This window comes from Sphingomonas sp. GW821-FHT03E12 (assembly GCF_059420685.1).
Genome location: NZ_JBWKUF010000001.1, coordinates 742,692 through 769,365, shown reverse-complemented (window position 1 = coordinate 769,365; position 26,674 = coordinate 742,692). Strand labels below are relative to the sequence as shown.

27 protein-coding genes and 1 tRNA gene are annotated in these 26,674 nt (G+C 67.6%); 9 read left to right on the top strand and 19 right to left on the bottom strand.

Annotated features, from left to right (window positions below; translation table 11 throughout):
- Window positions 1-102 precede the first annotated feature (102 nt).
- Window positions 103-1,797 (top strand): M28 family metallopeptidase, encoded by a 1,695-nt coding sequence (locus tag AC07TU_RS03745; protein WP_495186563.1) that lies wholly within the window; start codon window positions 103-105, stop codon window positions 1,795-1,797.
- A 30-nt stretch (window positions 1,798-1,827) separates the two neighbouring features.
- Complete coding sequence (locus AC07TU_RS03740) at window positions 1,828-2,652, top strand: Rossmann-fold NAD(P)-binding domain-containing protein (protein WP_495186562.1); 825 nt, start codon at window positions 1,828-1,830, stop codon at window positions 2,650-2,652.
- Here AC07TU_RS03740 and AC07TU_RS03735 read toward each other — a convergent pair.
- The 5 genes from AC07TU_RS03735 to AC07TU_RS03715 all read right to left on the bottom strand — a co-directional run bounded on the left by AC07TU_RS03735 (window position 2,562) and on the right by AC07TU_RS03715 (window position 7,981).
- The gene (locus AC07TU_RS03735; protein ID WP_495186561.1) at window positions 2,562-3,479 is read right to left on the bottom strand and encodes a DMT family transporter; all 918 of its coding nucleotides are present in this window, start codon (window positions 3,477-3,479) and stop codon (window positions 2,562-2,564) included. The two genes, AC07TU_RS03740 and AC07TU_RS03735, sit on opposite strands and share 91 nt — an antisense overlap.
- Entirely contained in the window at window positions 3,476-4,477 is a 1,002-nt protein-coding gene (locus tag AC07TU_RS03730; protein WP_495186560.1) for a threonine aldolase family protein, read from the bottom strand. The genes AC07TU_RS03735 and AC07TU_RS03730 overlap by 4 nt, the downstream gene beginning before the upstream one ends.
- 651 nt (window positions 4,478-5,128) lie before the next feature.
- Window positions 5,129-6,154 carry a GGDEF domain-containing protein gene (locus AC07TU_RS03725; protein ID WP_495186559.1) on the bottom strand — a complete coding sequence of 342 codons (1,026 nt, stop codon included), beginning with the start codon at window positions 6,152-6,154 and terminating at the stop codon, window positions 5,129-5,131.
- Between the two features lie 123 nt (window positions 6,155-6,277).
- Window positions 6,278-6,823 (bottom strand): peroxiredoxin, encoded by a 546-nt coding sequence (locus AC07TU_RS03720; RefSeq protein WP_495186558.1) that lies wholly within the window; start codon window positions 6,821-6,823, stop codon window positions 6,278-6,280.
- 51 nt (window positions 6,824-6,874) lie between these two features.
- Window positions 6,875-7,981 (bottom strand): phospholipase A, encoded by a 1,107-nt coding sequence (locus tag AC07TU_RS03715; protein WP_495186557.1) that lies wholly within the window; start codon window positions 7,979-7,981, stop codon window positions 6,875-6,877.
- A 117-nt stretch (window positions 7,982-8,098) separates the two neighbouring features.
- Here AC07TU_RS03715 and AC07TU_RS03710 point away from each other — a divergent pair, with 117 nt between their 5' ends.
- Together AC07TU_RS03710 and AC07TU_RS03705 are read left to right on the top strand one after the other, a co-directional pair.
- On the top strand, window positions 8,099-8,530 hold the full coding sequence (locus AC07TU_RS03710; protein WP_495186556.1) for a nuclear transport factor 2 family protein: 432 nt from the start codon (window positions 8,099-8,101) through the stop codon (window positions 8,528-8,530).
- Between the two features lie 22 nt (window positions 8,531-8,552).
- Window positions 8,553-9,017, top strand: a complete 465-nt coding sequence (locus AC07TU_RS03705) for a nucleoside deaminase (protein ID WP_495186555.1) — start codon at window positions 8,553-8,555, stop codon at window positions 9,015-9,017.
- 37 nt (window positions 9,018-9,054) lie between these two features.
- Here the strand turns inward: AC07TU_RS03705 and AC07TU_RS03700 are convergent, their stop codons facing one another.
- From AC07TU_RS03700 to AC07TU_RS03635, 14 genes are all read right to left on the bottom strand, one after another.
- Window positions 9,055-9,777: a DUF4377 domain-containing protein gene (locus AC07TU_RS03700; RefSeq protein ID WP_495186554.1), complete on the bottom strand. Its 723-nt coding sequence runs from the start codon at window positions 9,775-9,777 to the stop codon at window positions 9,055-9,057.
- 143 nt (window positions 9,778-9,920) lie between these two features.
- Complete coding sequence (locus tag AC07TU_RS03695; RefSeq protein ID WP_495186553.1) at window positions 9,921-10,625, bottom strand: class II aldolase/adducin family protein; 705 nt, start codon at window positions 10,623-10,625, stop codon at window positions 9,921-9,923.
- A gap of 11 nt (window positions 10,626-10,636) precedes the next feature.
- On the bottom strand, window positions 10,637-11,800 hold the full coding sequence (locus AC07TU_RS03690) for an LLM class flavin-dependent oxidoreductase (RefSeq protein WP_495186552.1): 1,164 nt from the start codon (window positions 11,798-11,800) through the stop codon (window positions 10,637-10,639).
- 11 nt (window positions 11,801-11,811) lie between these two features.
- The gene (locus AC07TU_RS03685; protein ID WP_495186551.1) at window positions 11,812-12,711 is read right to left on the bottom strand and encodes an LLM class flavin-dependent oxidoreductase; all 900 of its coding nucleotides are present in this window, start codon (window positions 12,709-12,711) and stop codon (window positions 11,812-11,814) included.
- Window positions 12,708-13,316 (bottom strand): nitroreductase family protein, encoded by a 609-nt coding sequence (locus AC07TU_RS03680; RefSeq protein WP_495186550.1) that lies wholly within the window; start codon window positions 13,314-13,316, stop codon window positions 12,708-12,710. The genes AC07TU_RS03685 and AC07TU_RS03680 overlap by 4 nt, the downstream gene beginning before the upstream one ends.
- Window positions 13,313-14,158, bottom strand: coding sequence for an ABC transporter ATP-binding protein (locus AC07TU_RS03675; RefSeq protein WP_495186549.1), 846 nt, complete (start codon window positions 14,156-14,158; stop codon window positions 13,313-13,315). Before AC07TU_RS03675 ends, AC07TU_RS03680 begins: the two co-directional genes overlap by 4 nt.
- A 12-nt stretch (window positions 14,159-14,170) precedes the next feature.
- Complete coding sequence (locus AC07TU_RS03670; protein ID WP_495186548.1) at window positions 14,171-14,947, bottom strand: ABC transporter permease; 777 nt, start codon at window positions 14,945-14,947, stop codon at window positions 14,171-14,173.
- A gap of 1 nt (window position 14,948) precedes the next feature.
- Window positions 14,949-15,704 (bottom strand): ABC transporter permease, encoded by a 756-nt coding sequence (locus AC07TU_RS03665; RefSeq protein ID WP_495186547.1) that lies wholly within the window; start codon window positions 15,702-15,704, stop codon window positions 14,949-14,951.
- Window positions 15,701-16,888 carry an MFS transporter gene (locus AC07TU_RS03660; RefSeq protein WP_495186546.1) on the bottom strand — a complete coding sequence of 396 codons (1,188 nt, stop codon included), beginning with the start codon at window positions 16,886-16,888 and terminating at the stop codon, window positions 15,701-15,703. The genes AC07TU_RS03665 and AC07TU_RS03660 overlap by 4 nt, the downstream gene beginning before the upstream one ends.
- Window positions 16,885-17,988: an ABC transporter substrate-binding protein gene (locus tag AC07TU_RS03655; RefSeq protein ID WP_495186545.1), complete on the bottom strand. Its 1,104-nt coding sequence runs from the start codon at window positions 17,986-17,988 to the stop codon at window positions 16,885-16,887. The genes AC07TU_RS03660 and AC07TU_RS03655 overlap by 4 nt, the downstream gene beginning before the upstream one ends.
- Window positions 17,985-19,031 carry an ABC transporter substrate-binding protein gene (locus AC07TU_RS03650; protein WP_495186544.1) on the bottom strand — a complete coding sequence of 349 codons (1,047 nt, stop codon included), beginning with the start codon at window positions 19,029-19,031 and terminating at the stop codon, window positions 17,985-17,987. The genes AC07TU_RS03655 and AC07TU_RS03650 overlap by 4 nt, the downstream gene beginning before the upstream one ends.
- A 31-nt stretch (window positions 19,032-19,062) precedes the next feature.
- A complete protein-coding gene (locus AC07TU_RS03645; RefSeq protein ID WP_495186543.1) occupies window positions 19,063-21,342 on the bottom strand; it encodes a TonB-dependent receptor in 2,280 nt (759 codons plus the stop codon).
- A 100-nt stretch (window positions 21,343-21,442) separates the two neighbouring features.
- A complete protein-coding gene (locus tag AC07TU_RS03640; protein WP_495186542.1) occupies window positions 21,443-22,489 on the bottom strand; it encodes an ABC transporter substrate-binding protein in 1,047 nt (348 codons plus the stop codon).
- A 556-nt stretch (window positions 22,490-23,045) separates the two neighbouring features.
- Window positions 23,046-23,135 (bottom strand) — tRNA-Ser (locus AC07TU_RS03635).
- A 179-nt stretch (window positions 23,136-23,314) separates the two neighbouring features.
- On the opposite strand from AC07TU_RS03635, the gene AC07TU_RS03630 reads away from it, so the two are divergent.
- The 5 genes from AC07TU_RS03630 (at window position 23,315) to AC07TU_RS03610 (ending at window position 26,661) form a co-directional block, all read left to right on the top strand.
- A complete protein-coding gene (locus tag AC07TU_RS03630) occupies window positions 23,315-24,088 on the top strand; it encodes a DUF1134 domain-containing protein (protein WP_495186541.1) in 774 nt (257 codons plus the stop codon).
- A 146-nt stretch (window positions 24,089-24,234) separates the two neighbouring features.
- The gene (gene hisN / locus AC07TU_RS03625; protein ID WP_495186540.1) at window positions 24,235-25,017 is read left to right on the top strand and encodes a histidinol-phosphatase; all 783 of its coding nucleotides are present in this window, start codon (window positions 24,235-24,237) and stop codon (window positions 25,015-25,017) included.
- A gap of 233 nt (window positions 25,018-25,250) precedes the next feature.
- On the top strand, window positions 25,251-25,454 hold the full coding sequence (rpmI, locus tag AC07TU_RS03620; RefSeq protein WP_066581118.1) for a 50S ribosomal protein L35: 204 nt from the start codon (window positions 25,251-25,253) through the stop codon (window positions 25,452-25,454).
- Window positions 25,455-25,468: 14 nt separating this feature from the next.
- Window positions 25,469-25,834 carry a 50S ribosomal protein L20 gene (gene rplT, locus AC07TU_RS03615; protein ID WP_010543146.1) on the top strand — a complete coding sequence of 122 codons (366 nt, stop codon included), beginning with the start codon at window positions 25,469-25,471 and terminating at the stop codon, window positions 25,832-25,834.
- A gap of 203 nt (window positions 25,835-26,037) precedes the next feature.
- Complete coding sequence (locus AC07TU_RS03610) at window positions 26,038-26,661, top strand: LysE family translocator (protein ID WP_495186539.1); 624 nt, start codon at window positions 26,038-26,040, stop codon at window positions 26,659-26,661.
- The last annotated feature ends 13 nt before the right edge of the window (window positions 26,662-26,674 follow it).

Here is a 26,674-nt window from a genome sequence, read left to right as displayed (position 1 = left end):
TATAGGCGGTGCCGCCCGGGCGGCACCACGAAATTTCGTTGCGGTGTATAGCTGTAGTGCTACGCCTCAGCCCATCCTTTGTTCAATCGGAAGACCATCTAGATGCTGCGTCCGACGCTCACGCTTGCTCTTGTCAGCCTTGCCCTCCCGCTCGCCGCCCAGGAAGCCGCCCCGCAGGCTGCACCCGAAGCCGCCAAGACGCCGACCCCGGCCGAGACCAACGCCTTCGTCAACGCCGCGCTCCCTGCCGACCAGGCCGCAATGAAGGCGCATGTCATGTTCCTCGCCAGCGATGCCATGAAGGGCCGCGAGTCGGGCACCAACGAATATGAGATCGCCGCGCAATATGTCGCCGCGCAATTCTATGCGGCCGGTCTCAAGCCCGCGGGCATCGACGGCTCCTATCTCCAGCCCGTCCCGCTGCTCAGCTTCCGCGCCGCCGACAAGGGCACGCTGACCGTCACCCGCAGCGGCGCGGCGCCGGTCAGCCTCGTCTTCGGCGAGGACTATATTCCCGGCGGCAACCCCGAACGGGAAAGCACGCTGATCGACGCCGGCGTGGTGTTTGCGGGCTATGGTATCGTCGCGCCGCAGTACAAGCGCGACGACTACAAGGGCGTGGACGTGAAGGGGAAGGTCGTCGCGATCTTCTCGGGCGCGCCGGGTGGTTTCGACGGCGAGGAACGCGCGCATTTCGGCAGCAACGCCAACAAGGCGGCGATCGCGGCGGGCAAAGGCGCAATCGGCGTGATCGTGCTCGAAAGCCCGAGCTCGGCGAAGGTCCGTCCCTTCTCGCGCCTCACCGAAGTGTGGGACGAATGGCGGATGACCTGGGCCGATGCGCAGGGCAACGGCCATCTGCCCGCCAAGGGCACGCCGACGATCGCGTCGGTCAGCCTCAAGGGCGCGGGCAAGCTGTTCGGCAATGACAAGGGCTGGGCCGCGGCGGTGAAGGCGGCCGAAGCCGGCAAGACGACGATCGCGCCCTTCGCGAGCAGCGGGACGCTCGCCGCCGCGCTCAAGACCGAGCGCAAGACGGTGACCAGCAGCAACGTGGCCGGGATCATCCCGGGCAGCGACCCCAAGCTCAAGGACGAAGTCGTCGTCCTCTCCGCGCATCTCGACCATGTCGGGATCGGCAAGGCCGATGCGAAGGGCGACACGATCCACAATGGCGCGATGGACAATGCGATGGGCATCGCCTCGCTGATCGAGGAGGCCAAGCGCTTCCAGGCATCGGGCAAGCCACCGCGCCGCTCGATCATGTTCCTTGCGGTCACCGCGGAGGAGAAGGGGCTGATCGGCGCCGACTATTTCGCGCACAACCCGACCGTGCCCAAGGCCAGCCTGGTGGCGAACGTCAATCTCGACATGCCGGTGATCACCTACAAGTTCGAGGACATGATCGCGTTCGGCGCGGCGCGCTCGACGCTCGGCCCGATCGTGGCGCGCGCGACTGCGGGTGTCGGCGTGGGCGTCGGCAAGGATCCGATGCCCGAGCAGGGCTTCTTCGTCCGTTCAGACCATTACCGCTTCGTCCAGCAGGGCATCCCTTCGGTCTTCCTGTGGCCGGGTATGGCCGGACCGGGGGGCGAAGCGTTCAACCGCTTCCTCGCCACCCGCTATCACCGCCCGTCGGACGAGATCAGCAATCCCGAGATCAAATGGGATCAGGGCGTGCGCTTCATCGAGGCGAATTACGCCATCGCCCGCGAGATCGCCGACGCCGATGCGCGCCCGGCCTGGAACAAGGGCGATTTCTTCGGCGTGCTCTACAACGGATATGGCGCGAAGTGACGTGATCCTCCCCGTGACGGCGGAGGATTGATGCGCCTGTTCGTCTTCGGCCTCGGCTACACCGCGTCGGCGATCGCCGCGCGGCTGCCGGATGCGCGGGTCGCAGCAACCGGAAGCGCCGGCAACGTCGCCTTCGACGACACCGATCGCGTGCGGTTCGAGGTCGCACAGGCGACGCATATCCTCTGCTCGGTGCCGCCGGGCGAGGGCGATCCGGTGCTTGCCGCCTATGGCGACGCGCTGGCGGCTGCCGATGCGTGGCTCGGCTACCTCTCCTCGACCGGGGTCTATGGCGACACCGGCGGGGCGTGGGTCGATGAAGGCGCGCCGACCGGCAGCGGACGGCGCAGCGCGCGCGCGACAGCGGACGCCGCGTGGCTGGCGCTGGGCGCGCGCGCGTTCCGGCTGCCGGGCATCTACGGTCCCGGCCGCTCACCGCTCGATCGCATCCGTGCCGGCGAGGCGCGGCGGATCGATGTGCCGGGACAGGTGTTCAGCCGCGTGCATGTCGACGACATCGCCAGCGGTGTGATCGCCGGGCTCGACGCGCCGCCGGGCGCCTATAACCTCGCCGACGACGAACCCGCGCCGCAGAGCGACGTCATCGCCTTCGGCTGCCGGCTGCTGGGGCTGCCGGTGCCGCCGCTGGTTCCGCTGAAGGAAGCGAACCTCTCGCCTGCCGCGCGCGCCTTCTATTCGGAGAACCGGCGCGTCGCCAACGGCAAGGCCAAGCGCGTGCTGGGCTGGCGACCCGCTTATCCCGATTACCGGTTGGGCCTGCGCGCCCTCAGCGCCAGCACCAGCCCCGCGCCCGCGAGCAAGGCGCCTGCCGCGGCGAGCCACGACCAGCGATAGCCCTCGAACAGGGTCGAAAGCAGCATCGCCAGCACCGGGATGATCACGCTGGAATAGGCCGCCTTGGCGGGGCCGATCTTGCGCAGCACACTGAAGTAGAGCGGGAAGGACACCGCCGAGCCGAGAATGCCGAGATAGAGCACCCCCGCGACATAGTTGAACCGCGTGTCGAACACCGGCGGGCCGGTCGTGATCCAGGCGAAGGTCGCGTCCATCGACGCGCCGAGCAGCATCGCCCAGCCCAGCATCGTCGCCATCGGATAGCGTTTCGCGGTCTCGGTCGCCTGCATGATGTTGGCGGTCGACGCCGACAGCACGCCCAGGCAGGTCAGGCCGATCCCCAGCCAGATCTCGCCGCTCGCCATCGGATCGCGGCGCAGCTCGTGCAGGAACAACAGCCCAACGCCCGCCATCGCGATCAGCGACCCGATGATGAGCTGCCGCCCCATCTTCTGGCCGAGGAAGATGCGCGCAAAGATCGCGTTGGGAACCAGCAGCAGCGCGAACACCACCGCGACCAGCCCCGAGGTGACATGCCCCTCCGCGCGGTAGACGAAGTTGAAATTGAGCGCGAACTGGAAGGCACCCATCAGCGCCGCGAACAGGATGCCGCGCGCGTCGAGCCGGAGCGGCTGGCGCGTAAATGCGGCCCAGCCGAGCATCGCCACCCCGGCGATCAGGAAACGATAGGTGACCGACCAGGTCGGCGGCACCACGCCGAGCTGGCCGGTGATGACGATCCAGGTCGATCCCCAGATCAGCGTCACCGCCGCGAACGGCAGCAACACGGAAAGCCGCGTGGAATTGGGCGCGGGCGCCGTGCTCACAAGCGCGCGATCGCGTCGGCCAGCGGGCGGACCGCCGCCGCATCCTGATCCCAGGAGACGACGACCCGGATCTCGCCCGGCGCCCAGTCGTAGAAGCCGAAGCCCTGCGCGCGGAGCGACGCGGCTTCCTCCGCCGTCACCTTGAGGAACAATGCATTCGATTCGACCGGATGGGCGAGGCGCGGTCCCGCCACCTGAGCGAGCAGCGCCGCCCCTTCATTGGCGGCACGTGCGTTTCGCAGCCACAGCGCATTGTCGAGCATCGCGTGCAACTGCGCGGCGAGGAACCTGCCCTTGGACTGGAGGTGGCCGGCACGCTTGCGGCGCACGCGCGCGGCATCGGCGAGATCGGGGCGAAAGAACACCAAGGCCTCGGCGCCCATGCCGCCATTCTTGATGAAGCCGAAGCTCAGCGCATCAACCCCGGCGCGCCACGTCAGCTCGGCGGGCGTGCAGCCGAGATGCACCAGCGCATTGGCAAAACGCGCGCCGTCGACATGGAAGCCGAGGCCGCGCTCCTTCGCGAGCGCGCCGATCGCCGCGGTCTCTTCGGGCGTATAGGCCAGGCCATATTCGGTGGCGTTGGTGATCGAGATCGCGTGCGGCTGGGTCCAGTGGACGCCAGGCTTGATCCGGTCGATCACCGCGCGGATCGCGTCGGGGGTGAGCTTCGCGCCCGGCCCCTCGGCGAGCAGCAGCTTGGCGCCATGGGTGAAGAATTCGGGCGCCCCTGCCTCATCGGCCTGGATATGCGCCTCGCGATGGCAGACCACGCCGCCATAGGGCGGGCAGAGCGACGCGAGCGCCAGGCAATTGGCGGCGGTGCCGGTGGGCAGCCACAGCACCGCGACATCGGTTTCGAAGAGCTCGGAAAAGCGCGCATCGAGCGATTGGCTGAGCGCGTCGCCGTCATAGGCGGTATCCTGCACATTCGCGGCCGTCAGTGCCGCGAGCACCTCGGGACAGGCGGGTGCGGCATTGTCGGAGAAGAAGCGCATGGCGGCCCCATGCGCCCTGCATTGTGCGCCGTCAATCGGACGCCTGCCGCACCGGGATCGTTACCCGTTTCCGCTTGCGGAACGGGGCGGCGATGCTGCGTTGAAATCTTGCCGTCTGGCGATCCTCGACCCCTGGGGGGAGGATCGGTTCCTGCCGGTACGGGGAGGCGGCAATCGCCCGTCCGGTCATCCCGGCTCGCCTGGAGCCGGGCCTGCGGGGCTCAGGCGATGATGCCCGAGCCCGGCACGGCGGTGGTGGTGGTGAGGATCGTCACGGTCGTGAGACCGAAGGAGATGAGGGTGATGAGAATGCTGCGTGCCATGATCTTGCTCCTCCTGGCTGGTCCGGTCAGGCGACCGGACCCATGCTGAGGGTGTTGGCGATCAGAACCGCGGTGAAGGCGGCGGCGCCGAGCAGCGAGAAAGCGTAGCGGCTGAGCGAGTCGAAACGGAGTGCCATGATCTTGTTCCCTTGTTGTGTTCCGCCAGACCGTCCGGCGGGATGCACAAGAGATTGCAGGGTCCGTGCCAACTCTCATAAGTCATTGAATTATATGGAGTAGAAATTTTATTACCGAGATTTCTCGTATTTTGCGCCAATATATTTGGCAAATTACGCCAACAATCTTGGGAAAATTTTCAGGAGCCGCGTCAGCTGCTGTGGACGCGGTTCCGGCCGTCCTTCTTGGCGGCGTAAAGCAGCCGGTCGGCGCGGCCGACACTGGTGCAGAGCGGCTCGCCTTCGGCGACAAAGGTCAGACCCGCCGAGAAGGTGATCTCGCCCAGCGGTGTGTCGGTCTCGCGCAGGCGATAACGCTTGGCCGCGACGGTCGCGCGGGCATTGTCCAGCGTCACCCGCGCGCTTTCCAGAGCCGTGGCCGCGAACAGGATCGCAAATTCCTCGCCGCCATAGCGTGCGACCAGATGCCCCGCGCAGCTCGCCTTGAGCGTCTCCGCGATCGTCTTGAGCACGCGGTCGCCCACGGCATGGCCGAACCGGTCGTTGACCGCCTTGAAGTGATCGACGTCGCACACAGCGACGCACATAGCGGCGCCGGTGGCGGCCAGCTCGGCATAGGCCTCTTCGAATGCGCGGCGGTTGGGCAGTTCGGTCAGCGGATCGCGGCGGGCATTGTCGCGCGCCTCCTCCAGCTTGTCGCGCAGTTCGACCGCCTCGCGCGTTGCGTTCTCGAGCCGCGATTCGGCGCTGTGCACACGCTCGAGCATCGTCGCAGTGACGCGCGACAGTTCGTCGAACAGCGCGCCTTCGGTTCCGGTGCCATAGCGGCGGATCGCACTCGCACTGGCGGCGAGATCGCGGCCGAAGCCCGCGGTCTCGTCGCGCATCGCCTGCACCATGTCCTGAAAGCCTTCGACCTGCATCTGGGTCTGCGCGACCAGCCCGTCGGCCTTGTCGCGGACGCTCCGCGCGCTCGCGGGCGAGTCCACGCCCAGCGATTCGATATCGCGCTTGGTCAGCCGCACCCCGCCATCGGTCAGCGCCGCGACCGCCCGCGCGAGCGGGCTGTCGGAATCGTGGAGCAGATGCCAGGCGAACGCGAAGTTCGCCGGATCCGGCTCCAGCCGCTGATCGAACAGAAATGTGCCGATGCGCTCGTAAAGCTGCCAGGCCGGATCATCGGCCCCTGCAGCTCGAGCGGCCCTCGCCACCGTCATATAATCCTGTCCCCACGCTCATTGGGGCGCTTCATACACGCGCCCGCAAACGCACCCTGATGCGAGTGACCTATGCGCTAACTGCTAAAATCCGGTGAAATCGTTACGCCACCAATAAGCATATTATTTGGGGCGTTTGGCGCGCCATTCCTTCACCGCCGCCAGCGTGTTGCGGATGTGCGGCGCAGGGCTCATCTCGCTGTGCGCGTAGATCACCTTGCCGTCGGGCGTGATGACGAAGCTGGTGCGGCTGGTCATCGCGGTCTTGGCGCCGTTGCGCTTGAGTGCGACGTCATAGCCGTCGATGATCGCGGGGGTCGCCTGCGCCACCGCGAACTTGCTCGCGCAATCCTTGGTCGAGAAGTCCTTGAGCTTGTCGATCGGGTCGGCAGCCATGCCGATCACGGTCGCACCCGCGGCCTTGAACTCGGGCGTGGCGGCGGCAAAGGCCTGTGCCTCGGCGCTGCATCCCGGGGTGAATGACATCGGGTAGAAATAGAGGACGACCGGCCCCTTCTTGAGCTGCTTCTTGAGGTTGAGTGTGAACTCCTTGCCCCCAAGCGCGCCCTGCGTGGTGAAATCGGGCGCAACCGCACCGGGCGCGATCTGGGCGGCGGCGGGAAGCGAGGCGGTCAGGGCAAGTGCGGCAAGGATCGTCGTGCGCATCATATCACTCCTCATTTGGGACGCTTATGCGCCCGCTATTGGTGCCCGCCAAGATCAACGCGTCAGCGAAATCCCGATCCGCCCATGCGTGTCGCGGCGGCGGTAATCGTCGAGCGCCTCGCCATGGCCGGTGAAGCCCTGTCCGAACAGATAGATGCCGAACCCGCCGCCAAGATCGGCGAGCGGATAGGAGGCGAACAGTTCGGCGGCGCCGCGCCCGGTCTCGAAATCGCCGCGCACGTTGAGGCTGAGCTTGAGGCTGTCGGGCTTGAGCACGGTCAGGCCCAGCGAGGCATTGCCCCAATAGCGGTTGAGGTCGGGCGCCACGCCCTGCTTGCCGACATAGAACCAGGCCTGAGGCGTCACCTCGGCACGCCAGCTGTCGCCGAGGTCGAACGCCTTGGTGAAACGCGCGAAGATACGGTTCGAATCGATCGAGGTCGCCGGCCCCTCGCCATTCGAATCGTGCCGCCAGCCGATCCCGAAGGTCGCCGTCTCGTCGACGGCCTTCTCGTAGAAGATTTCGGGCGAATAGGTCGTGTGCTCGAACGGGCCCGAGGGCAGGTCGAGCCGCCAGAACATCGTCTGGGTATAGGCGAATCTGAAACCGCTCAGCGCACTCTCGTTGCTGAACGGCTGGAAGGCGAAGCTGAACTGCAGCTTGGTCCCCGAATCGCCCGGGCCGAATACGCCATAGATCGGCTCATGCGGCGAGAAGCGGGTCAGAAAACCCGAAGACGTGCCCGCCGAGCGCCGCACCTCGGTCTCGCCCTCGGCATTGGCCGCCGCCGCTGAGGCCGCGGCGCGCGCATCGGCGGGGTAAGCGCTGCCCACCCCCGGTGGGAGCTCGCCTGCGGTAGAGGGCGCCGGACGCGCGGCATAGGCGACCGGAACATAGCGCGCCTTGGCGAAACCGCCGGGCTGGATCGTCGCCGCGGGCGCAGGCAGCCGCTCGAGCGTCATGCGCGTGCCGTCGGCCGCGGTCACCTCGATCTGGCGCGGCCCTTCGGCCGGGACGGGCGCCGCGCCTTCGTTGAGCAGGATCACCTCGACCCCGCGCAACGCCTCGCGCTCGGTCGCGGGCTGGGTGGGCACGGCGCGGACCTGCGCCAGCGCAGGCGCAGCGGTCAGGGCAAACGGGACGAGAAGCAGCGAGCGCATCGGCGCCCCGGATGCCAGCAAGCGATGACGATTGCGAGTCGATTGGCGCGCATCGCCTATCGGCAACCGCCGGGACGAGGCCTAAGGTCGGCGGACCACAATCGCAGGAGAGACCGGATGACCGCTGACGAGGCCGAGATCGGCAAGGTGCTGGACGAGCTCTACGACATCATTTCGGGGCCCGCGGGGCCGCGCGACTGGTCGCGGCAGCGCGCGATCTTCCACGACGAGAGCCGCCAGATGCGCACCTGGATCGAGCCGGACGGCAGCTCCGCGATCCGCATCATGGGCCGCGACGCCTATGCCGCGGACACCACGCCCTATTTCATGGAGAACGCCTTTTACGAGATCGAGACCGCGCGGCGGATCAACGTCTTCGGCAACATGGCGCATGTCTGGAGCATCTACGAGGCACGGCGCTCGCCCGATGCCGCCGATCTCGACCGGCGCGGGATCAACTCGATCCAGCTCTACAAAGAGCCGGACGGCTGGAAGGTGATCAGCATGATCTGGGACAATGAGCGCGAGGGCGTGGTCGCCAGCCTCTAGGCGGACCGCAGGAGACGCAGAGATGGAGAACGGCGAAACCCATCTGAAGCACGCGATCGCGCTGGCGCTGGCCAATGTCGAGGCCGGCGGCCGCCCGTTCGGCGCGGTCCTGGTCAAGGACGGAAAGGTGGTGGCGACCGGGGTGAACACGATCCTCGCGACCAACGATCCCACCGGCCATGCCGAGCTCAATGCGATCCGCGCGGCGAGCGCGGCGCTCGGCACGGCCGATCTGTCCGGCTGCGCGGTCTATGCCAGCGGGCATCCCTGTCCGATGTGCATGGCCGCCATGCGCCTCGCCGGGATCGGCGAGGTCGCGTTCGCCTTTTCCAACGAGGACGGCGAGCCCTATGGGCTGTCGACCGCCGCGGTCTATACCGATCTGGCAAAGCCCTTCGCGGAGCAGTCGATGCATATCCGGCATCTGCCTGTCGTCGCCGGCACCGATCCCTATCGCGAATGGGCACGGCGCAGCGCTGAAGAATGACGGGCCGGCGCGCGCCAACGCACCGGCCCGCAGGGACTTAGCGGTTCACGACCCGCTGCTCGATCACCTGATCGAGCGTCCAGCGGATCGACGAGGCGTCCGCGGGCGGGTTCTTCACCTTTTCCTCGATGATGCGCAGGCGGTATTCGATCCCCGGCTGCGGTTCGAAGTCGGCGATGCCGAAATAGTGGAGCTGCCACGGGTCGCTTTCCTTCTCGCGTACCTGCAGGCAGGTCATCGGGGCGACGCCGGTGCACGGCCGGGTCTCGGCCGAGACATAGATGAACTTGCGCGGCGCGTCGGCGGCGGGCTTGTGCGCGGCCTGATAGGTCAGCGTCTCACCCCTGGCGGTGCGCAGGACCAGCTGGTCGCCCTTGATCGTGTAGCGCGTCACGGCACCCAGCCGGTCGACATAGGCACGCTCGGTCGCCATCGCGGGCTCGGGGCAAGCCATCAGCGTGCTCGCGAAACCGCCCTTCTTGCCGCCGAAGCGGATCGTACTGCCCTTGGCCTTGAAGGCGCCGCCGGTGCGGTTGCAGCCGGTGCTGCTCGAAAAACGGCCGGTCTTGGCATCGAAGTCGAGACGCAGCTTCTTGCCCTCGGGCAGCGCGCGCCCGCTCCATTCGACCAGGTCCCAATGCTGCGCCGCCAGCGCGGGTGCTCCCTTGGCGGGCTGGGCCGACGCGGCATTGGCGCCGGTCGTGGTGAGGATAGCGGCCATGGCGATCGAGATGATGCCGGCATGGCGGGGGAAGGTCATTCTTGGCTCCTGTTTCAGATCGACCGCGCCTTTGAAGACCCGTCGCTGAATTAGGCCTGTCCCGCTTGTTGCCGGAGCGACAGGTTCTGCGCAGCGGCACCAATCCGGCGCCCCGATCCCCCGATCGGGGCGCCGGCAACTGCCTATTCCGCCGCGACCGCCAGCGTCTCGTCGGGCTTGAGCAGGCCCGACATCTTCCACTGCTGTTCGAGCACGCCGGGGCCATAGTCCTTCGAGCCGCCCAGCGTCTCGGCGATCGCCTGGAAGCGCGCGCCCTCCTCGAGCAGCACGATATAGTTGGCCAGCGCGAGCAGTCCCTTGCGGCCCCAGGCGGTCGATCCGCCATTGGCCTCGAGGATTGCGGGCACCCCGGGATCACGGTTCAGCACCTCGAGGATGAAGTTCGCCTCGCCCTGGCGCCGGTCGATATAGATCGGCAGCTCGCGCGCCCGGGTCCAGCGCTGGACCGGGACGTAGCGGATCGGCAGCGCACGGTGGCTCTGCGACCAGGCGCCGAGATAGACGGTGTGGACATGGCTCACCGTGGTGATGTCGGCATGCGCCTGGAAGATCGAGAGGTAGCGCCCGCCACCGAGATTGGCGTTGGGCGGCCCCTGCAGCACTTCGCCATCGAGCGCGTAGATGGTCGGCTTGAGCTCGGCATCCGGCGCGAATGGCCCCGGATAGCCGATCGACACCACCGCCTCCTCACCGGGCACGCGCTCGACGAAGTTGACGGTGCCGCTCGGCGCGATCGTGCCTGTGGCGGCGAGGCCCCGGAAGGCGATGCCGGCATCGCGGATCGCGGTGGCGGCGAAATCGGTGATGGTCGAATTGAGCGTAGTCATGGAGATTCTCCTTATTCGGCGGCTTCGAGCAGAGGTTGAGCGGCGGCGGTGCGGCCGAGCAGGGGCAACACCTCCTCGCCGATGCGATAGGCTTCCTCGAGGTGCGGGGTGCCGGCGAGGATGAAGGCGTCGGCGCCGCGACGGATCAGCTCGTCGAGCTGTTCGGCGCATTGTTCGTAGCTGCCGACGATGCCGAGTGCGGGGCCGCCGCGCAGCAGATTGAACCCGCCCCACAGATTCTTGCCGACGACCAGCTCGTCCCAGCGTTTGGCCTCAGTCGGACGCAGCGCCGCCTGACGCGAGGCGCCGACCGAGTCCGTCGGCTGGCCGCGCCACTGCGCGCGGGTCGCGTCGCTGACATTCTCGAACCCGGTGCGGATGTCATGCCACGCCTCCTCTTCAGTCGGGCGCGCGACGAGATCGACGCGGATCGCGCATTTCTGCTCGCCGCCAAGCTGCGCCGTGCGTTCCTTCACCCGCGCGAACTTGTCGGTGATCTGCTCATAGGGTTCGAGCCAGGAGAGATAGTAATCGGCATGCTTCGCTGCCGATTGCAGCGCCGCGTCCGACGATCCCGAGAACCAGATCTCAGGCACCTCCTCCCGCGCCAGCAGCGGCGAGAGCTGGTCGCCCTTCACCTGATAGAAGCGGCCGTCATAGTCGAACGGCTCCCCGCCCCACACGCCGCGGAAGATATCGAGGAACTCGGTGGTGCGGCCATAGCGGTCGTCATGCGCGAAGCTGTCGCCCCACCAGAGCTGCGACGGGCCGCCACCGCCGGTGATGATGTTGAACACCGTCCGTCCGCCGGTCGCGCGCTGAAGGCTGGCGGAGAGCCGCGCGGCATGGACCGGGTCGAGGAACCCGGGCTGGAACGCGATCATGAAGCGGAACGTCTTGGTCTCGCGCGCCAGCAGCGGCGAGATCGTCCAGGGGTCATCGGTATTGGGGAAGGACGGGATCAGCCCGCCAATGAACCCCGACAGCTCCGCCGCCTTCGCGATCTCGGCGAGATGGTCGATATAGCGATAGCCGTCATCCTCGCCGCTCGCGGTGAGGCCGGGTGTCTGGTTGCCGGCCTGAAGCGGGGACCAGTCGCCGCGATCGTACGAGCCGCGGCGGATGGTGGCGTGGCAGCCGTGCGTGGGCAGGCGCCAGTAGAAATCGATCGACATGATGGGTCTCCTCAGGCGGCGGTGCGCAGCTGGCCGAGCGCGGCGCGAACCCGCGGCAGGACGAACTGGCCGATGCGATAGGCTTCCTCGAGCGAGGGCGAGGCGCTCAGGACGAAGTGCGAAATCCCTGCGGCGTGGAGCGTAGCGATCTGCTCCGTGACGCGGTCGTAGCTTCCGGCGATGCCTCCAGCGCCCGCAGCTTCGTCTTCGGTCTCGCGTGCGGTGATCGCGACGGTCAGGCCGGCCGCGACGTCGCGCCCGGCGGCGAGCGCCAGCCGCTCCAGCGTCTCGACCTGCCCGCGCAACGCGTCGATCGGCGCGTCGTCGAACAGATGGATGTCGGCCGCGTTAGCGGAGAGCTGCAACGCCTCTTCATCGGCGCCTTGCAGGAACACCGGCGGGAACGCCGCGCGAGACAGCGGCTCGGAGAAGCCCCCGCCCTTCACCTCGAAGAACCGCCCCTGATGATCGTACGGCTTCTGGCCATGCACGCCGCGCGCGACGTGCAGGAACTCGGCGGTGCGGGCACCGTCGTCGGGATCGGCACCGGGCGCAATCGCCCAACCGAGCCGGTTGTGCGTCGCGCGCTGGAAGCTCACCGCTTCCTTGGCGGCATAGACCGCCGACCCGACCGTGCTCGGAAACTCGGGCACGAGCAGCAGCCGCGGCGCGGTCCGTGCGACGGCCGCGGCGACGATCTGGCTGTCATCGCTCTCGGGGCGATAGGCGACGAACAGCCCGTCAAAGCCGGTGATCGCGGCGGCGCGGGCGACCTGCGCATAATAGTCGTAGCGGGTCAGGCCTGCGGTACGCACGTCGCGCGGCAGGAAGCCGGCGGTCGGCCGTGCGCTGGGCTCGCCCCGCTGCGGCTCGGCGGCGGGATCGAGCCGCCAGTAAAGCTTGATGGTCATGCGGCGTTCCTTTGCTGAAGAATGGCGGGCACGCCGAAGCGGCCCTCGAACACGAAATCGGCGAGCGGCCGGCGGCCGTTGGGCGCCTCCTGCGGGTGGAAATCGGCATGGAGCGTATCGAGCGCGCCCTGCCGTCCGATCGCGACGATCGTCTCGACCGAGTGGTCGTCGGGGATCGCCAGCGTCACGCGCGCACTTTCGCGATCGAAGCCGCCAATGCCGTGGGTATGCCAGCCGAGCAGCAGCGCCTGATGTGCGAAACTGGCCCAGGCCGCGCCGGTATCGAAGCTGTGGCTGCCGTTATGGACGACCTCGCCGCGCCGCTCGATCCGCGTGTTCGAGACGATCGCGACCAGCGCCGAGGCGCGCTGCGCCCATTCGCGGTTGCGCGTGGCAAGCAGGCCGAGGAAGACCGGCCACGACGCATCGCCGTTGCGCGACACGATGAAGCGCCAGGGCTGGCCGTTATTGGCCGACGGTGCCCAGCGCGCCGCCTCGAACGCGGTCGCCAGCACCCGGTCGGGGATCGGCTCGCCCGAAAAGCTGCGCGGCGACCAGCGGTCGACGAAGACCGGCGCGACGGGATGATCGGGGGTCCGGCTCATGCCCGCACCTCGCGCACGGGCAGATGCAGCAGATTCTCCGGAGGCGGCCCGGTCAGCTCGGCCAGGATCTCGTCGCGCAGCCGGTGCAGTACGGGCGAAGAACGGTCGCGCGGATGCGGCAGGTCGATATCGACGATGCGGCGAATCCGCCCCGGCCGCGCGTCCATCACCACCACGCGGTCGCCCAGGAACACCGCCTCCTCGACATCATGCGTGACCATGATCATCGTCGAACGGTGCGTCCGCCAGATGCGCTGCAGCTCGTGCTGGACGTGCACGCGGGTGAGCGCATCGAGCGCACCCAGCGGCTCGTCGAGCAGCAGCAATTTGGGTTCGGTCACCAGCGCGCGGGCGATCGCGGCGCGCTGCGCCATCCCGCCCGACAGCTGGTGCGGATACGCCTTTTCGAAGCCCGAAAGGTTCACCAGCGCGATATGCTCGGCGACGATGCGCGCGCGCTGCGCCTTGGGGATGTCGGTGTTGAGCAGCGCCAGCCCGACATTCTCCTCCAGCGTCAGCCAGGGGAACAGGCGATGGTCCTGGAAGATCAGCCCGCGGTCGAGGCTGGTGCCCGCGATGCGCTTGCCGTCCAGCCGGATCTCGCCCGCATAGTCGGTGTCGAGCCCGGCGATCAGCCGCAGCAAGGTCGACTTGCCGCAGCCCGATGCGCCGACGATGCTGACGAACTCGCCCGCGCGGATATCGAGATCGATCCGGTCGAGCACCGACAGCGCGGCGCCGTCGATCCGGAAGTCCTTGGACAGGCCGGAAATGGTCAGCGCGCCGGTCGCGGGCGCCTCGGCGGCGGCGGGCGGCGGCTCGATCCGGGTGTGCAACGTCATGGGCCAGCTCCTTCAGTGAATGACAGGCTGCCAGCGCAGCAGATGGCGGCGCAGGCGGGCGAAGAGGTGGTTGAGCGCGAAGCCGAGCGTTGCGGCGGCGAGGATCGCGACGAGGATGATGTCCATCCGCTGCTGCGCCTGGGCGACGCCCATCGTCGCGCCGAGCCCGGCATCGGCGCCGAACAATATCTCGGTGCCGATGGTGGCGATCCAGGCAAAGGCGAGCGCCTGCGTCACCCCGGTCAGCACCAGCGGCAGCGCGGCGGGCAGCAGGACATGGACGAAGCGCTGCGCAGCGGAGAAGCCGAAGATGTCGGCAACCTCGACATAGCGCCGCTCGACTGTGCGGACGCCCTCATAGCTGTTGAGCACCGTGGGGTAGAAGGCCGCGAGGCTGACGATCAGCAGCTTGGCCGCGTCGCCATTGCCGACCCACAGCCCGATCAGCGGCAGCCAGCCGAGCAGCGGCACCTGCCGCACCGCGTGGTAGAGCGGGCCGACCACACGATCGAGCGGCCGCGACATCGCCATCGCAACGCCGAGTGCGGTGCCGGCAAGCCCGCCGAGCAGCAGCCCGGTCACGGCACGCGACAACGTCGCCAGCGCATCGTTCAGCAGAAAGCCGCTGGCGATCTGCGCCGCGAGTGTCGCGCCGATCTCCTGCAGCGGCACGAAGGCAAGCGCACGCGCCCCGCCCTGCGCCGACTGCGCCTGCCACCAGAACAGGATCAGCACGGGCACGACCAGACCGAGCAGGATGCGCGCGGCGGGGGTGTTGAGGCGCGCCATGTCAGGCCTCCTTCCAGCGGACGAAGCGGCGCTCGACGAGCTTGACCGAGCGATCGAGGAAGAAGCCGACCAGCCCGCTGACGAACACGCCGGCAAGGACCACGTCGATGCGGAACATCTGGCGCCCCATCTCCATCATCTGTCCGATGCCGCTGTCGGCGGCGAGCAGCTCGCACGCCACCAGCACCAGCCAGCCGCGCGTCAGCCCAAGCCGCAGCCCGGTCAGCACCGGCGGGATCGCGGCGGGGAGCAGGATGCGCGTGACGAAGGGCAGAACCGGGGTGCGGTAGAGCCGGGCGACCTCGAAATAGGATTTCGGGATACCCCGCACGCCATCGAAGGCGGCGAGCGCGACGGGGAAGAACACCGCGACCGCGACGACGACGATCTTGAACCGCTCCTCGATCCCGAGCAGCAGCACCAGCATCGGGATGAAGGCGAGCACCGGCACCTGGCGCACCGCCTGGAACAAAGGCGCGAACAAGGCCTCGAGCAGCTTCGAGAGCGCAATCGCGGTACCGAAGGCGAGACCGATCGCCGCGCCTGCGAGGAAGCCGAACACCAGGCGGAACAGGCTGGTGCCGAGATGATCGGTCAGCTCGCCATTGCGCCACAGCTGGGCGAGGGTCGCCGCGACTTCGCTGGGCGGGACCAGCACCTGCGGCGGGAAGACGCCGCTGGCCGAGGCGAATTGCCAGAGAAGGAGCAGGCCGAGCAACGGCGCGAGCCCGGCGGCGATGGGTGTAAGACGCTTCATGGCAGAACCTCCCGCGCGATGAGCGGGCGCGCGAAACGATGGCGCGCGAAGGCGATGGCGGCGGCGGCGAACAGCAAGGGCAGCCACAACAGGAATACCGACTGGAGCGGTACCAGCTTGGTCAGCAGCCCGCCGCCGAGCGCCCCGGCCGAGGAACCTGTCATCGAGGCGAGATTGTAGAGCCCCGCCGCCTTGCTCTTGGCGCCGGGAATGGCGGCGAGCATCCGGACATTGATGAGATGGACCACCGCCGAAGCGGCACTGAGCAACACCGCGCCCGCCGCCAATGCCGGGAAGCCATGCGCGAAACCGAGCAGCGCCAATGCCGCCGCCGCGAGCGCGAGTGCCAGCGCATAGGCGGTCCCGCGCGCAAGCCGCGCCACGAGGGTTCCGCTGAGGAACAGCAGCGCCACCGTGCTGACGCCCTGAACCAGCAGCACGGTGATCCCGTCCTCCTTGGTCAGCGGCGGGAGTGCGGCGGCGAGCAGCAGGACGAAGGTCGAGAAAAGCGAGCCGGTAGCCGAGCTCAGGAATTCGACGAAGCTGCTTTCGGCCACGGCACGGTTGCCGAGCAGCGCGCCGATCTCGGCAAGGAAGCTTGCGCTTTCCTCCGCCGCGGGCTGGCGTGCGGGGAGGAAGGACAGGCTGAACACCGCCATCACCCCGAACAAGGCCGCGACGATGAAGAAGGCGGCGGTCACCCCCGCCTTGTGGATAAGGATGCCCGCCGATGCTGGGCCGAGGATCGCCATCCCTGCGGTCAGCGCGCCGCGATACCAGCCGCCGCGCGTCTCCCCACGCCCGCGCAGTCGCTCAAGGAACGCGCTGTTCATCGCGACCATGCGGAACGGGATGCAGAGACCAATCAGCCAGCGCCCGCCCGCCAGTGCCGCCCAGCCCGCTGCGAACGGCATGGCGAGGTTGACCAACAGCGGCCCGAGGCTGGAGGCGAAATAGATGCCGCGGGCGCCGTAGCGGGCGATGATGAACCCGGCCGGCACCGTGACGAGCACCATGCCGATCGATTCCATCGCGCCGATCACCCCGACCTGAAAGGCGGTGGCGCCGAGATCGATCGCATAGATCGTCGTCACCACCTTGCCGAGGCCCACGGTCAGGCCGCTGACCAGCGCGAGCAGCAGGAAATTGGCCATGAAGCGCCGATCGGTCATTGCGTCGCTCATCGCGCCGCCGCCTCCGCCGTATCGGGCTTCCACTGATCCTTGAGCTTGAGGCGATCGAGCGCCGCGGTGGCGAAGCGCCGGTCGAGCAACTTGTCGACGTCGATCTGCTTGCGGACGAGGCCCTGACCGAAGGTATAGGCCGCTGCGTCGCGATAATGCGCGACCATGAAGTCGTCATAGAGCGGCGAATAACGGTCGCCCCAGGCGATACGCGGCTCGTCCAGCTCGGCCTCGATCACGCTGCGCGGAGACTCCGCGCGCGAGGTGATTTCGATCACCTTCTCGCGGTTGGCCGGGTCGGCCGACCAGGCCTGCGCGCGGACATAGGCGTCGGCGACGAGCTGGGTCAGTTCGGGATGCTGATCGACGAAATCGCCGCGTCCGAACAGCTCGGCGCGCATCTTCCATGATTGCGGCGCCTGCTTGGTCGACCAGATGATCCGGCCGACCTTCTTCTCGACCAGCAGATGCGCGTCGGAGAGCAGGAACACTGCGTCGACATCGCCCGAGGCAAGCGCGGCATGGCTGGCGGGCGGGTTGATGTTGAGGATGCGGAAATCGGTGAGCTTGAGGCCGTTGGCCTCGGCCAGCTTGGCGAAGGGTAGCTCCCAGGGGCGCCCGCGATGGAGCGCAATGCGCTTGCCCTTCAGATCCTTGATGCTGTTGGCGGCGACGCCGTTGCGCACGACCAGATAAGCGTTCTGGCCGCGCCCGACCGGCACCACCAGCCGCAGATCGACTCCGCCGGCAATGGCGATGATCGCCGGGAAATCGCCATAGCTCGCAAAATCGATGCGCCTGGCGGCGAAGCCCTCATTGACCACCGGGCCGCCGACCGCGGTGGCAACCGGGAACCAGTTGAGCTTGACCCCGCGCTTCGCCAGTTCGCTTTCAAGCCAGCCTTGTTGCTGCACGATCGCGTTCGTGCCCTGATAGCGTTGCTGCCCCTCGAACGGATAGGCGATCGCGGCGATGGTCAGCGTTGCGGGAAGCTCGCCGGGTGCCGGTTTGCCCGTCGCCCCGCCCCTGAGCTGGTGGACCACCAGTGCTGCCAGCACGCCGATCGCGACAATGGCGATGAGAATCGTCTTGCGGCTCATGCGGCGTCCAGCGCTTGCGTGAAGTCGAGCGCGTCGAACGGGCGGCGATCGATCCAGGCGGCGACATCGACGCGCGCGGGCAGGAAGCCGCGGTCGAACAGGAAGTCGCTGAAATCCTGAAGCGCGGTGACCGAGGCATCGTCGAGATCGGTCTTGAGCCGGCGATGGAGCGTCTCCCCGCCATAGGCGGCACGGACGAACTGCTCGGGCGAACCGGTCTCGCGTGCGATATAGGCGAAGGTCTCCTCGGGGTGTTCCTCCGCCCATTCGCCCGCCGCGGCGACATGAGTCAGCAGGCGGCGTGCGACCGCGGGATAGCGCTCCAGCGTTGCGGCATCGACCGTCAGCGGCCGTGGTGCGCCATTGTTGATGCGGATCTTCGGATCGGGGTGAAAGCCGGTATCGATCACCACATGCGCGCCCGCGAGCAGCGCGAACTCATGCCCCAGCGAACCCTTCACATGGATCGCGTCGACCTCACCGCGCACCAGCGCGTGGAATTCGGCGGTGTAGAGCGGGCGCCCGCCCCAATTGCGCTGGCTGACCAGATCGAGTCCATCGGGCGCGGGGTCGGTGGCATCAACATCGACCCACTCCACCTCGTCTTCCGCTACCCGGCCGAGCGAAAGCGCGGCGAGCAGCGCGCGCAGCGCGGTGGCGCGGAAAATGTCGATCTTCTGCCCCGCACGGCGCGGCAGCGCGATGCGGCGGCCCTTCAGATCCTCCACGGTGCGGATGCCCGATCCGGGCAGCGTCAGGACCAGCTGGCTCTCATCGATCCAGCTCAGGCCGATGACGCGCGTGTCGGCGCCGGCAGCGCGCGCCCAGATCGCCGGCACGCTGCCGCCCTGGCGGAAGCTATGCGCGAGATGATGGTCGTAATGGCTCTCGCGGACGTCGGGGTCGGTCGTGTCCTGGATCGAGCGGACGGTGATGCCGAGTTCGGCGAGATCGCGGTCGATCACGCCCTGATTGATCGCGATGCCGAGCGGGGTCGGCACCGGGCAACGAGTGTACCAGATTTCCTTGGGAAAGGCGGTCATGAGAGCCTCCGGATGTTGAGGGAATACGGCATCAGAAGCGCGCCACGAGCGAGGCGCCCCAGGTGCGCGGATCGCCCCATTGGATGGTGTCGCCGGTGATCCCGGCCGCGGCGTTGAACTGCGGCAGCGCGTGGTTGCGGTACGCCTCGTCGAACAGATTGTTGACGTAGACGGTGAAGGTGAAGCGATCGTCGGGCGTGGTGTAGGCGACGCGCGCGCTGGCCAGCGTGTAGCCCGGCTGGTTGAGCAGGAAGCGGTTCGTGCGATCCTGCGGCGTGATGTAGTAGAATTGGTGCGACTGGTAGCGCGCGTCGGCGCCGAACAGGATGCTGCCCGCGCCGCCCAGATCGGCCTTGTACGACGCGCCGAGATTGAGCGTGACGTGCGGCGCGCGGACGAATTCGGCGCCGGACAGGTTGGCGCCGCCGTTGACCACCTTGAGCGTGTCGTACTTCGTGTCGAGCAGGCCGAGCGCGGCGTTGAGCTGGAGGCCTTTCAGCGGACGCGCGGTCAGCTCGAACTCGGCGCCGTTGACATGCGCCTCCTCGGCATTCTGGAGATAGGAGGTCGTCACGCCGCCGACCGCGCCGGGGTTGGGACCCACGACGTTCACCTGCACATTGTCGTATTGATAGTGGAAGGCGGTGGCGTTGAAGGTGAGCGCGCCGTCGAACCAGCTCGACTTGTAGCCGATCTCGAACGCGTCGAGCTTCTCCGGCTCGACCAGCTGGAGCGCGACGGGAAGCTGTGCGGCGGTGTTGAAGCCGCCCGACTTCACGCCATGCGCGAACTTGAAATAGAGGAGGTGACCGGGGGCGACGGTCCAGGACGGGGTCACGTCATAGGTGAAATTGTCCCAGGTCCGCTCGAGCACACCCGAGAAGGTGCCGATCCCGCCAAAGGTGCCTGTGTAGCTCTCCCACCAGCGCGGGTAGCTGCTCCACGATGTCGCGGCGGCGTTGGGTGAGGCGACGCGGCGGAAGTCGAGCGTCTTGGTCTCGCGCGTGAAGCGCCCGCCGACGGTCAAATTGATGCTGTCGGTGATATCGTAGCCGAGGTTGACGAAGGCGGCGCCGCTTTCCGCACTGTGGTCGTAGCGGGTGCGGCTGTACGCGTTGGGGGCGGTGTCGCCGGGGAGCGCGGGGACGCTGCCGTCGGGCAGGGTCGCCGAGGCGGCGTCGGACTTGATGTCCTCCTTGAAATAGTAAAGCCCGGCGATCCACTTGAACCGGCTCGAACCGCTGGAGGCGAGCCGCAGCTCCTGGCTCCACTGCGTGCTGCGCGCCTCGGTATGGTTCCGCGCGATCTCGAGCGGGGTATAGTCGCTGTCGCCGCCCGAGCTGACCTCATAGCGCTCATAGCCGGTGATCGAGGTGAGTGTGGCGCCGCCGAAGTCCCAGTCGAGCTTCAGCGAGCCGCCATATTGCTCGGTATCGCTGAACTCGTCGGCATTGGTGCTGACCGCGTCGCGATCGGTCGGCGGGGCATAGCCATTGCGGTAGAGGCCGTCGGCGCGATAGCTGCCGATCGTCCAGTAACCGCCGTCGGTCTTGTATTTGCGGTAATGGACGCCGAGCAGCGCCTCGAAATTGCCGCCCGCGCGCGCCAGCAGCTGGCCGCGGATGACGCTGTCCTGGATCGCATTGTCCTTTTCGCCGCTGAAGGCGTTGGTGAAGCGGCCGTCGCGATTCTCGATATGGCCGGAGATGCGCGCGGCAAGCACGTCGGGCGCGATGACGAAGCCGACCCCGGCCTGGACGATCCTGTCGTCATAGCTGCCATAGTCGAGCTTGACGTAATTGTCGGTGCCGGTGGGCGAGAAGCTGGGCTTCTTGGTGACGACGGCGATGGCGCCGCCGGTGGTGTTCTTGCCCCAGAGCGTGCCCTGCGGGCCGCGCAGCACCTCGACCCGCTCAAGGTCGAACAGCGGCAGGCCGGTGGCGCTGGCGTTGCTGATATAGACTTCGTCCAGATAGAAGCCGACCGGGTTGGCGAGGTCGATCTGCTGCTGCCCCGCGCCGACGCCGCGGATCCACCAGCGCGGACGGCCATGCTGCTGCGTCCCGGCCGATGCGTTGGGGACGAGGCTCAGCACCTCGCTTGCCGAACGGCCGACGCCCTGGAGCGTGAACACGTCGGCGCCCAATGCGGTGATCGCCGTCGGCACATCCTGGATCGACTGTTCGCGCTTGCCCGCGGTGACGACGATCTCGGCGGCGTCGTCTGCAGGCGTCGCAGCGTCGGCCTTGCCATCCGTTTCGTTGGCGTGCGCGGCCACGGGCGCCAGCGCGGCAAGCGATGCTGCCACCATCCAGGCCGATTTCTTCCGCGTACGATGCTTCAAATTCAAATTCACGCTAGTTCCCCCTGCGCGGCCTGACAGGTCCGCGTCCGGTGATGATGGTTGAGGCTCAGGCCGCTTGAAGGGCGCGTCCGGCGACCGCGGCGAAGGGCGCGGGATCGATCCACGCGGCGAGGTCGAAGTCGGCGGCGAGAAAACCGTGCTCGAACAGGAAGTCCTTGTACCGGCCAAGTGCACCGGCGGCTTCGTCGTTGAGGAAGGTGCCAAGGCTCGCCGGCGCGTTGGCGCCATAGGCTCGGCGCACCCAGTCGGGGGTCGATCCGGTCTCGCGCGCGATATAGGCGATGGTCTCGTCGGGATGCGCGCGCGCCCAGTCGCCCGCGGCGATCACCCGCGCGAGGAAGCGCTCGACCAGATCGGGCCGCGCTTCGATCAGCGCGGCATCGACGGTGAGCGTGCGCGGTGTGCCGTTATTGGCGCGCACCCAGGCATCGGGGTGATCGCCGAGCGAGGCGACGATATGCGCGCCCGCGAGCCGCGCGGTCTCGAGCCCCAGCGCGCCCTTGACGTAGATCGCATCGACCTCGCCCCGGACCAGCGCCAGTACCTCGGCACGATAGCCGTGGCGGGTGCGGGCGCGCTGGCGCTCGCCGGTGGCGATACCCTCGGTACCGCTGCCCGCGGGATCGGCGCTGACCGTATCGATCCGCTCGACATCGGCGAGCGTCAGGCCCGCCAGTTCGAGCGCGCTGGCGAAGCCCTTGAGCGCGGTGGCACGGTTGAAGTCGATCGAGATCGGATTGACCGGCAGCCCGATTCGCCGTCCGGCCAGGTCGCGCGCGGTACGGATCCCCGACGACGGCAGCGCGAGGATCGCCTGGAACTCGTCGGTCCAGGACAGGCCGATCACCCGCGTGTCGCGGCCATTGGCGCGCGCCCAGATCGCGGGGATGTTGCCGCCCTGGCGGAAGGAGCTCGGCAGATTATGGTCGAAATGGCTTTCGCGCGCATTGAGGTCCGCGGTTTCCTGAATCGACTTGAGGCCGATCCCGTCGCTGCGGAATTCATCGGCCAGCCAGCCGAGCTGGACGGCGATGCCAAGGCCGGTCGGCACGGGGCAGCGCGTGTACCAAAGGTCGTTTATTGCGTCGGTCATGGGAGTTTCCTGGCGTAGAAGCGCAAGCGACCGCCGCGTCCGGAAGCGCGGAGAACGCCACCGTCCGTCGCGCCGCAACGGCGCGCAGAGCATCGACCGCGAGCGTCAGCCCGCGGCGGTCAGTTGCAGATGTCGGTTGGGATCAGCGGCGGGCTGAACACGGCCGCCTTAGCGGCGGCGGGGTTGCGGAGGAGATACACTGGCTCATCGTCGTTCCTTTCAACTCGGAAACACGAGGCCGCCGGGCTCCATCGGCAACACCGTGCGCTTTAGCAATTGGTGACGCGGCGCAATCTGCATTCCGTCAAAAACCGCGGGTCGAACCTCGGCGAAGAATCACCGGACGGCATGACCAATGCCGACGACTCAATACATATCGATTGAATAGGAATTGCGCCACAAGCTTTCCTTGTCGCCGCTCAACACCGGCTATGCGGGAGGCGTCGCCATGGCCGAATTGCTTCCGGCCGACAGGAGAGAAGGGCGTGCGAATCGCTGGAAACCCCGCGCGATCCCGGGCTCTCTGGAACTTGGCAAATGCGGGGGGATCAGGCCCTGGCGGAGACGGAGGGATTCGAACCCTCGGTACGGTTCCCCGTACGACGCTTTAGCAAAGCGTTGGTTTCAGCCACTCACCCACGTCTCCGGTGCCCAGCGGCGGAGCGGGGGCTATAGCGAGCCAATTGCGGGCGATCAACGGGGCTTTTTTCAACGCCTCATCGCCGGATCGACTCGGGTGGACGCGAAATCGACTCGGGTCATCGCCCGTTCATTGCCCGGACAGCAGCGGCGGATTCTAATGGCATCATGGCGGGAGAATTTACCATGCGGCGCGCGTTGATCTGGATCACCCTGGCACTGGCGGTGCCGTCGCTTGCGGCGACGCCCGCGCTGGCGCAGATCCGTTCGGTCGATCCGGACAGCGCGATCGACGCCGATCTCAATCAGCCGCGCCCCGCGCAAACCCAGACTCCGCCGCCGGCCGATCAGCCCGCGGACGAGCCGGTCGATCCCGGCGCCGACTATGGCCCGCCGCCCGCCGACGGCACGTCCGCGCAGCAGCCCGCCACGACCGCGGCGCCCGCCGGCACGCACCTCGCCAAGCCCGAAGCCCCGACAACCTTCGACCGCGTCCGCATCGTCGCGGCGGCGGAGGGCGTGTTCGGCAAGGGCGCAAGCGGCCTCGCCGGGCTGATCGAGGACATCCTGAGGGATCAGGGCGAACCCAATGCCTATATCGCGGGCAGCGAAGGTTCGGGCGCGATCGTCGTCGGGCTGCGCTACGGCTCGGGCCAGATGGTTCATGCGGTCGAGGGTGAGCGCAAGGTATTCTGGACCGGGCCGTCGGTGGGCTTCGACATCGGCGGCGACGCCACCAAGGTCTTCGTGCTGGTCTACAACCTCTATGACAGCCAGGAGCTCTACAAGCGCTTCCCGGCGGGCGAGGGCCGCGTCTATTTCGTCGGCGGCTTCTCCGCCACCTATCTGCGCCGCGGCGACGTCGTGCTGATCCCGGTGAGGCTCGGCGTCGGCTGGCGGCTGGGTGCCAATGTCGGATACATGAAGTTCAGCGAAAAGAGCCGCTGGTTCCCCTTCTGAACCTTTAGGGCGGCGCCGGCCCGCTCCCCCACCCGGCCACCCACAACGTACAATCGATGGGTGGCCGGGTGGGGGAGCGGGCCGGTGCCGTTTCACAACAGAAAGCGGGGCTGGCGCACCCGCCGCCGCCCCGCTAGGCGAGGGTCATGCCAGTCAGCCAAGCCGATATCGATCTCGCCGGACGCCTCGCCGACGCGGCGGGCGCGGCAATCCGTCCCTATTTCCGCACCGAGCACGGGCTCGAATCCAAGGACGATGCCTCGCCGGTGACGCTCGCCGACAAGGCGGCGGAGGCGGCGATGCGGCGCCTGATCATCGCCGAACGCCCGATGGACGCGATCGTCGGCGAGGAAGAGGATGACCGTCCCGGCACCAGCGGCCGCACCTGGGTGCTCGATCCGATCGACGGCACGCGCAACTTCATCGCCGGGCGTCCGATCTTCGGCACGCTGATCGCCTTGCTCGAGGATGGCTGGCCCGTGCTCGGCATCATCGACCAGCCGGTCATCAAGGAGCGCTGGCTGGGCGTCACCGGCCGCGAGACGTTGTTCAACGGCAAGCCCGCGCACGCCCGCACCTGTCGCGAGCTGTCCAAGGCGCTGCTCGCCACCACCTCGCCCGCTTTGTTCACCGACGGCCAGCTCCATGCCTTCGAGCATGTCGACGCCGCGGTGATGAGCACCGTGCTGGGGGGTGACTGCTATAATTACGGGCTGGTCGCCTCGGGCCATCTCGACATCGTCATCGAGGCCGGGCTCAAGCTCCACGACTTCGCCGCTTTGGTGCCGGTGGTCGAAGGCGCGGGCGGGCGCATGTGCGACTGGCAGGGCGATCCGCTCCATGCGGGGAGCAACGGCGAGGTGATCGCCGCGGGCGACCCGGCGCGAATCGAGGAACTCGTCGAAGCCCTCGCCTGCCAGGGGCATTGATTCGCTGATCCGCTCACGCGGATGAGCCGCACCAGCCCGCTCCCCCACCCCGCCACCCATCGAAGATACCTGGAAGTGGGTGGCGGGGTGGGGGAGCGGGCCGGTGCCGCAGGCGGTTGCAAAAACGCCCCGAACCAACTAATGGCCCGCCTTTCCGCGATTCAGGTGGACCGTCCGGCTAACTAGGGCTGCCGTGGCTGTCTTGTAATCGTCGCGCGTAAAAGGAGACGAAAATGCCCAAGATGAAGACCAAGAGCGGTGTGAAGAAGCGCTTCAAATTCACCGCAACGGGCAAGGTGAAGCACGGCGTCGCCGGCAAGCGTCACCGCCTGAGCAGCCACAACGCGAAGTATATTCGCACCAACCGCGGCACGTCGGTCCTGTCCGAAGCTGATGCCGGCCACGTGCGCCTCTGGGCGCCGTACGGCCTGAAGTAAGGAGGGCTTGAGACATGGCACGTGTTAAGCGTGGTACGACCACCAAGGCGAAGCATAAGCGGATTTTGGATCAGGCGAAGGGCTATTATGGCCGTCGCAAGAACACCATCCGCATCGCGCGCCAGGCCGTCGAAAAGGCCGGCCAGTACGCCTATCGCGACCGCAAGGTTAAGAAGCGCAGCTTCCGCGCCCTCTGGATCCAGCGCATCAACGCCGGCGTCCGTGCGGAAGGCCTGACCTATTCGCAGTTCATGCATGGCCTGAAGCTGGCGGGGATCGAGCTGGACCGGAAGGTCCTGGCCGACATCGCCATGCACGAAGGTGAGGCGTTTACCGCCATCATCGCGCAGGCGAAGGCGGCTCTGCCCCAGGCCGCCTGAGGCGACCTGTAGCGACCGAACAAATGGGGCGCCGGTGGAGACACCGGCGCCCTTTTTGGTTTCAAGGCTCGCCCCGCCCGTCATCCCGGACTTGTTCCGGGATCCACCGGGAGGCTGACGGCAGGCAAGAGGTTCCAGCGTGTCGAGCGCGGCACGGTGGACCCCGGAACAAGTCCGGGGTGACGATAGGAGGAACGAGTCCGATGACGCTCCAGACATGGTGGCTCTATGTCACCGCCGTGTTCCTGATCGCCGCGACGCCGGGGCCGAACATGCTCCACGTCATGGCCCAGAGCATCCATCACGGCACCCGCCGCTCGATCGCGTCGATGGCGGGTCTGATGACCGCCGTCCTCACCTGTCTGTTCGCTTCCGCCGCGGGCCTCGGTGCGCTGCTCAAGGCGTCGCCGATGCTGTTCGACGTGCTGCGCTACGCCGGCGTCGCCTATCTTGTCTGGCTCGGGATCAAGGCGTGGCGCGCGCCAGTCGCCGACAGCGACCCGAATGCCGAGAAGCCCGCCCCGCCCTCGCTCCGCGCGCTCTACGCGACCGGCCTTGGCACCGGCTTCGCCAACCCCAAGCTGATCGTCTTCGCCGCGGCTTTGTTCCCGCAGTTCATCGACACGGGCAAGCCGTTCGCGCCGCAGCTCGCGATCCTGGTGGCGAGCTTCATCGTGATCGAGACCTTCTGGTACAGCGTCTATGCGCTGGGCGGCCGCTCGCTCGCCGCCTGGCTCGCCCCGGCCAACCGCCAGCGCCTGTTCAACCGCATCACCGGCGGAATCTTCGTCGCATTCGGCGCGGCACTGTTCGGACACCGCGTCTAGTTTGCCCCCGAGG

Coding starts and splice junctions, on each gene's coding strand:
- AC07TU_RS03745 (WP_495186563.1), top strand. CDS start 103: ATGCTGCGTCCGACGCTCACGCTTGCTCTTGTCAGCCTTGCCCTCCCG.
- AC07TU_RS03740 (WP_495186562.1), top strand. CDS start 1,828: ATGCGCCTGTTCGTCTTCGGCCTCGGCTACACCGCGTCGGCGATCGCC.
- AC07TU_RS03730 (WP_495186560.1), bottom strand. CDS start 4,477: ATGCGCTTCTTCTCCGACAATGCCGCACCCGCCTGTCCCGAGGTGCTC.
- AC07TU_RS03725 (WP_495186559.1), bottom strand. CDS start 6,154: ATGACGGTGGCGAGGGCCGCTCGAGCTGCAGGGGCCGATGATCCGGCC.
- AC07TU_RS03720 (WP_495186558.1), bottom strand. CDS start 6,823: ATGATGCGCACGACGATCCTTGCCGCACTTGCCCTGACCGCCTCGCTT.
- AC07TU_RS03715 (WP_495186557.1), bottom strand. CDS start 7,981: ATGCGCTCGCTGCTTCTCGTCCCGTTTGCCCTGACCGCTGCGCCTGCG.
- AC07TU_RS03710 (WP_495186556.1), top strand. CDS start 8,099: ATGACCGCTGACGAGGCCGAGATCGGCAAGGTGCTGGACGAGCTCTAC.
- AC07TU_RS03705 (WP_495186555.1), top strand. CDS start 8,553: ATGGAGAACGGCGAAACCCATCTGAAGCACGCGATCGCGCTGGCGCTG.
- AC07TU_RS03700 (WP_495186554.1), bottom strand. CDS start 9,777: ATGACCTTCCCCCGCCATGCCGGCATCATCTCGATCGCCATGGCCGCT.
- AC07TU_RS03695 (WP_495186553.1), bottom strand. CDS start 10,625: ATGACTACGCTCAATTCGACCATCACCGATTTCGCCGCCACCGCGATC.
- AC07TU_RS03690 (WP_495186552.1), bottom strand. CDS start 11,800: ATGTCGATCGATTTCTACTGGCGCCTGCCCACGCACGGCTGCCACGCC.
- AC07TU_RS03685 (WP_495186551.1), bottom strand. CDS start 12,711: ATGACCATCAAGCTTTACTGGCGGCTCGATCCCGCCGCCGAGCCGCAG.
- AC07TU_RS03680 (WP_495186550.1), bottom strand. CDS start 13,316: ATGAGCCGGACCCCCGATCATCCCGTCGCGCCGGTCTTCGTCGACCGC.
- AC07TU_RS03675 (WP_495186549.1), bottom strand. CDS start 14,158: ATGACGTTGCACACCCGGATCGAGCCGCCGCCCGCCGCCGCCGAGGCG.
- AC07TU_RS03670 (WP_495186548.1), bottom strand. CDS start 14,947: ATGGCGCGCCTCAACACCCCCGCCGCGCGCATCCTGCTCGGTCTGGTC.
- AC07TU_RS03665 (WP_495186547.1), bottom strand. CDS start 15,704: ATGAAGCGTCTTACACCCATCGCCGCCGGGCTCGCGCCGTTGCTCGGC.
- AC07TU_RS03660 (WP_495186546.1), bottom strand. CDS start 16,888: ATGAGCGACGCAATGACCGATCGGCGCTTCATGGCCAATTTCCTGCTG.
- AC07TU_RS03655 (WP_495186545.1), bottom strand. CDS start 17,988: ATGAGCCGCAAGACGATTCTCATCGCCATTGTCGCGATCGGCGTGCTG.
- AC07TU_RS03650 (WP_495186544.1), bottom strand. CDS start 19,031: ATGACCGCCTTTCCCAAGGAAATCTGGTACACTCGTTGCCCGGTGCCG.
- AC07TU_RS03645 (WP_495186543.1), bottom strand. CDS start 21,342: ATGGTGGCAGCATCGCTTGCCGCGCTGGCGCCCGTGGCCGCGCACGCC.
- AC07TU_RS03640 (WP_495186542.1), bottom strand. CDS start 22,489: ATGACCGACGCAATAAACGACCTTTGGTACACGCGCTGCCCCGTGCCG.
- AC07TU_RS03630 (WP_495186541.1), top strand. CDS start 23,315: ATGCGGCGCGCGTTGATCTGGATCACCCTGGCACTGGCGGTGCCGTCG.
- hisN (WP_495186540.1), top strand. CDS start 24,235: ATGCCAGTCAGCCAAGCCGATATCGATCTCGCCGGACGCCTCGCCGAC.
- rpmI (WP_066581118.1), top strand. CDS start 25,251: ATGCCCAAGATGAAGACCAAGAGCGGTGTGAAGAAGCGCTTCAAATTC.
- rplT (WP_010543146.1), top strand. CDS start 25,469: ATGGCACGTGTTAAGCGTGGTACGACCACCAAGGCGAAGCATAAGCGG.
- AC07TU_RS03610 (WP_495186539.1), top strand. CDS start 26,038: ATGACGCTCCAGACATGGTGGCTCTATGTCACCGCCGTGTTCCTGATC.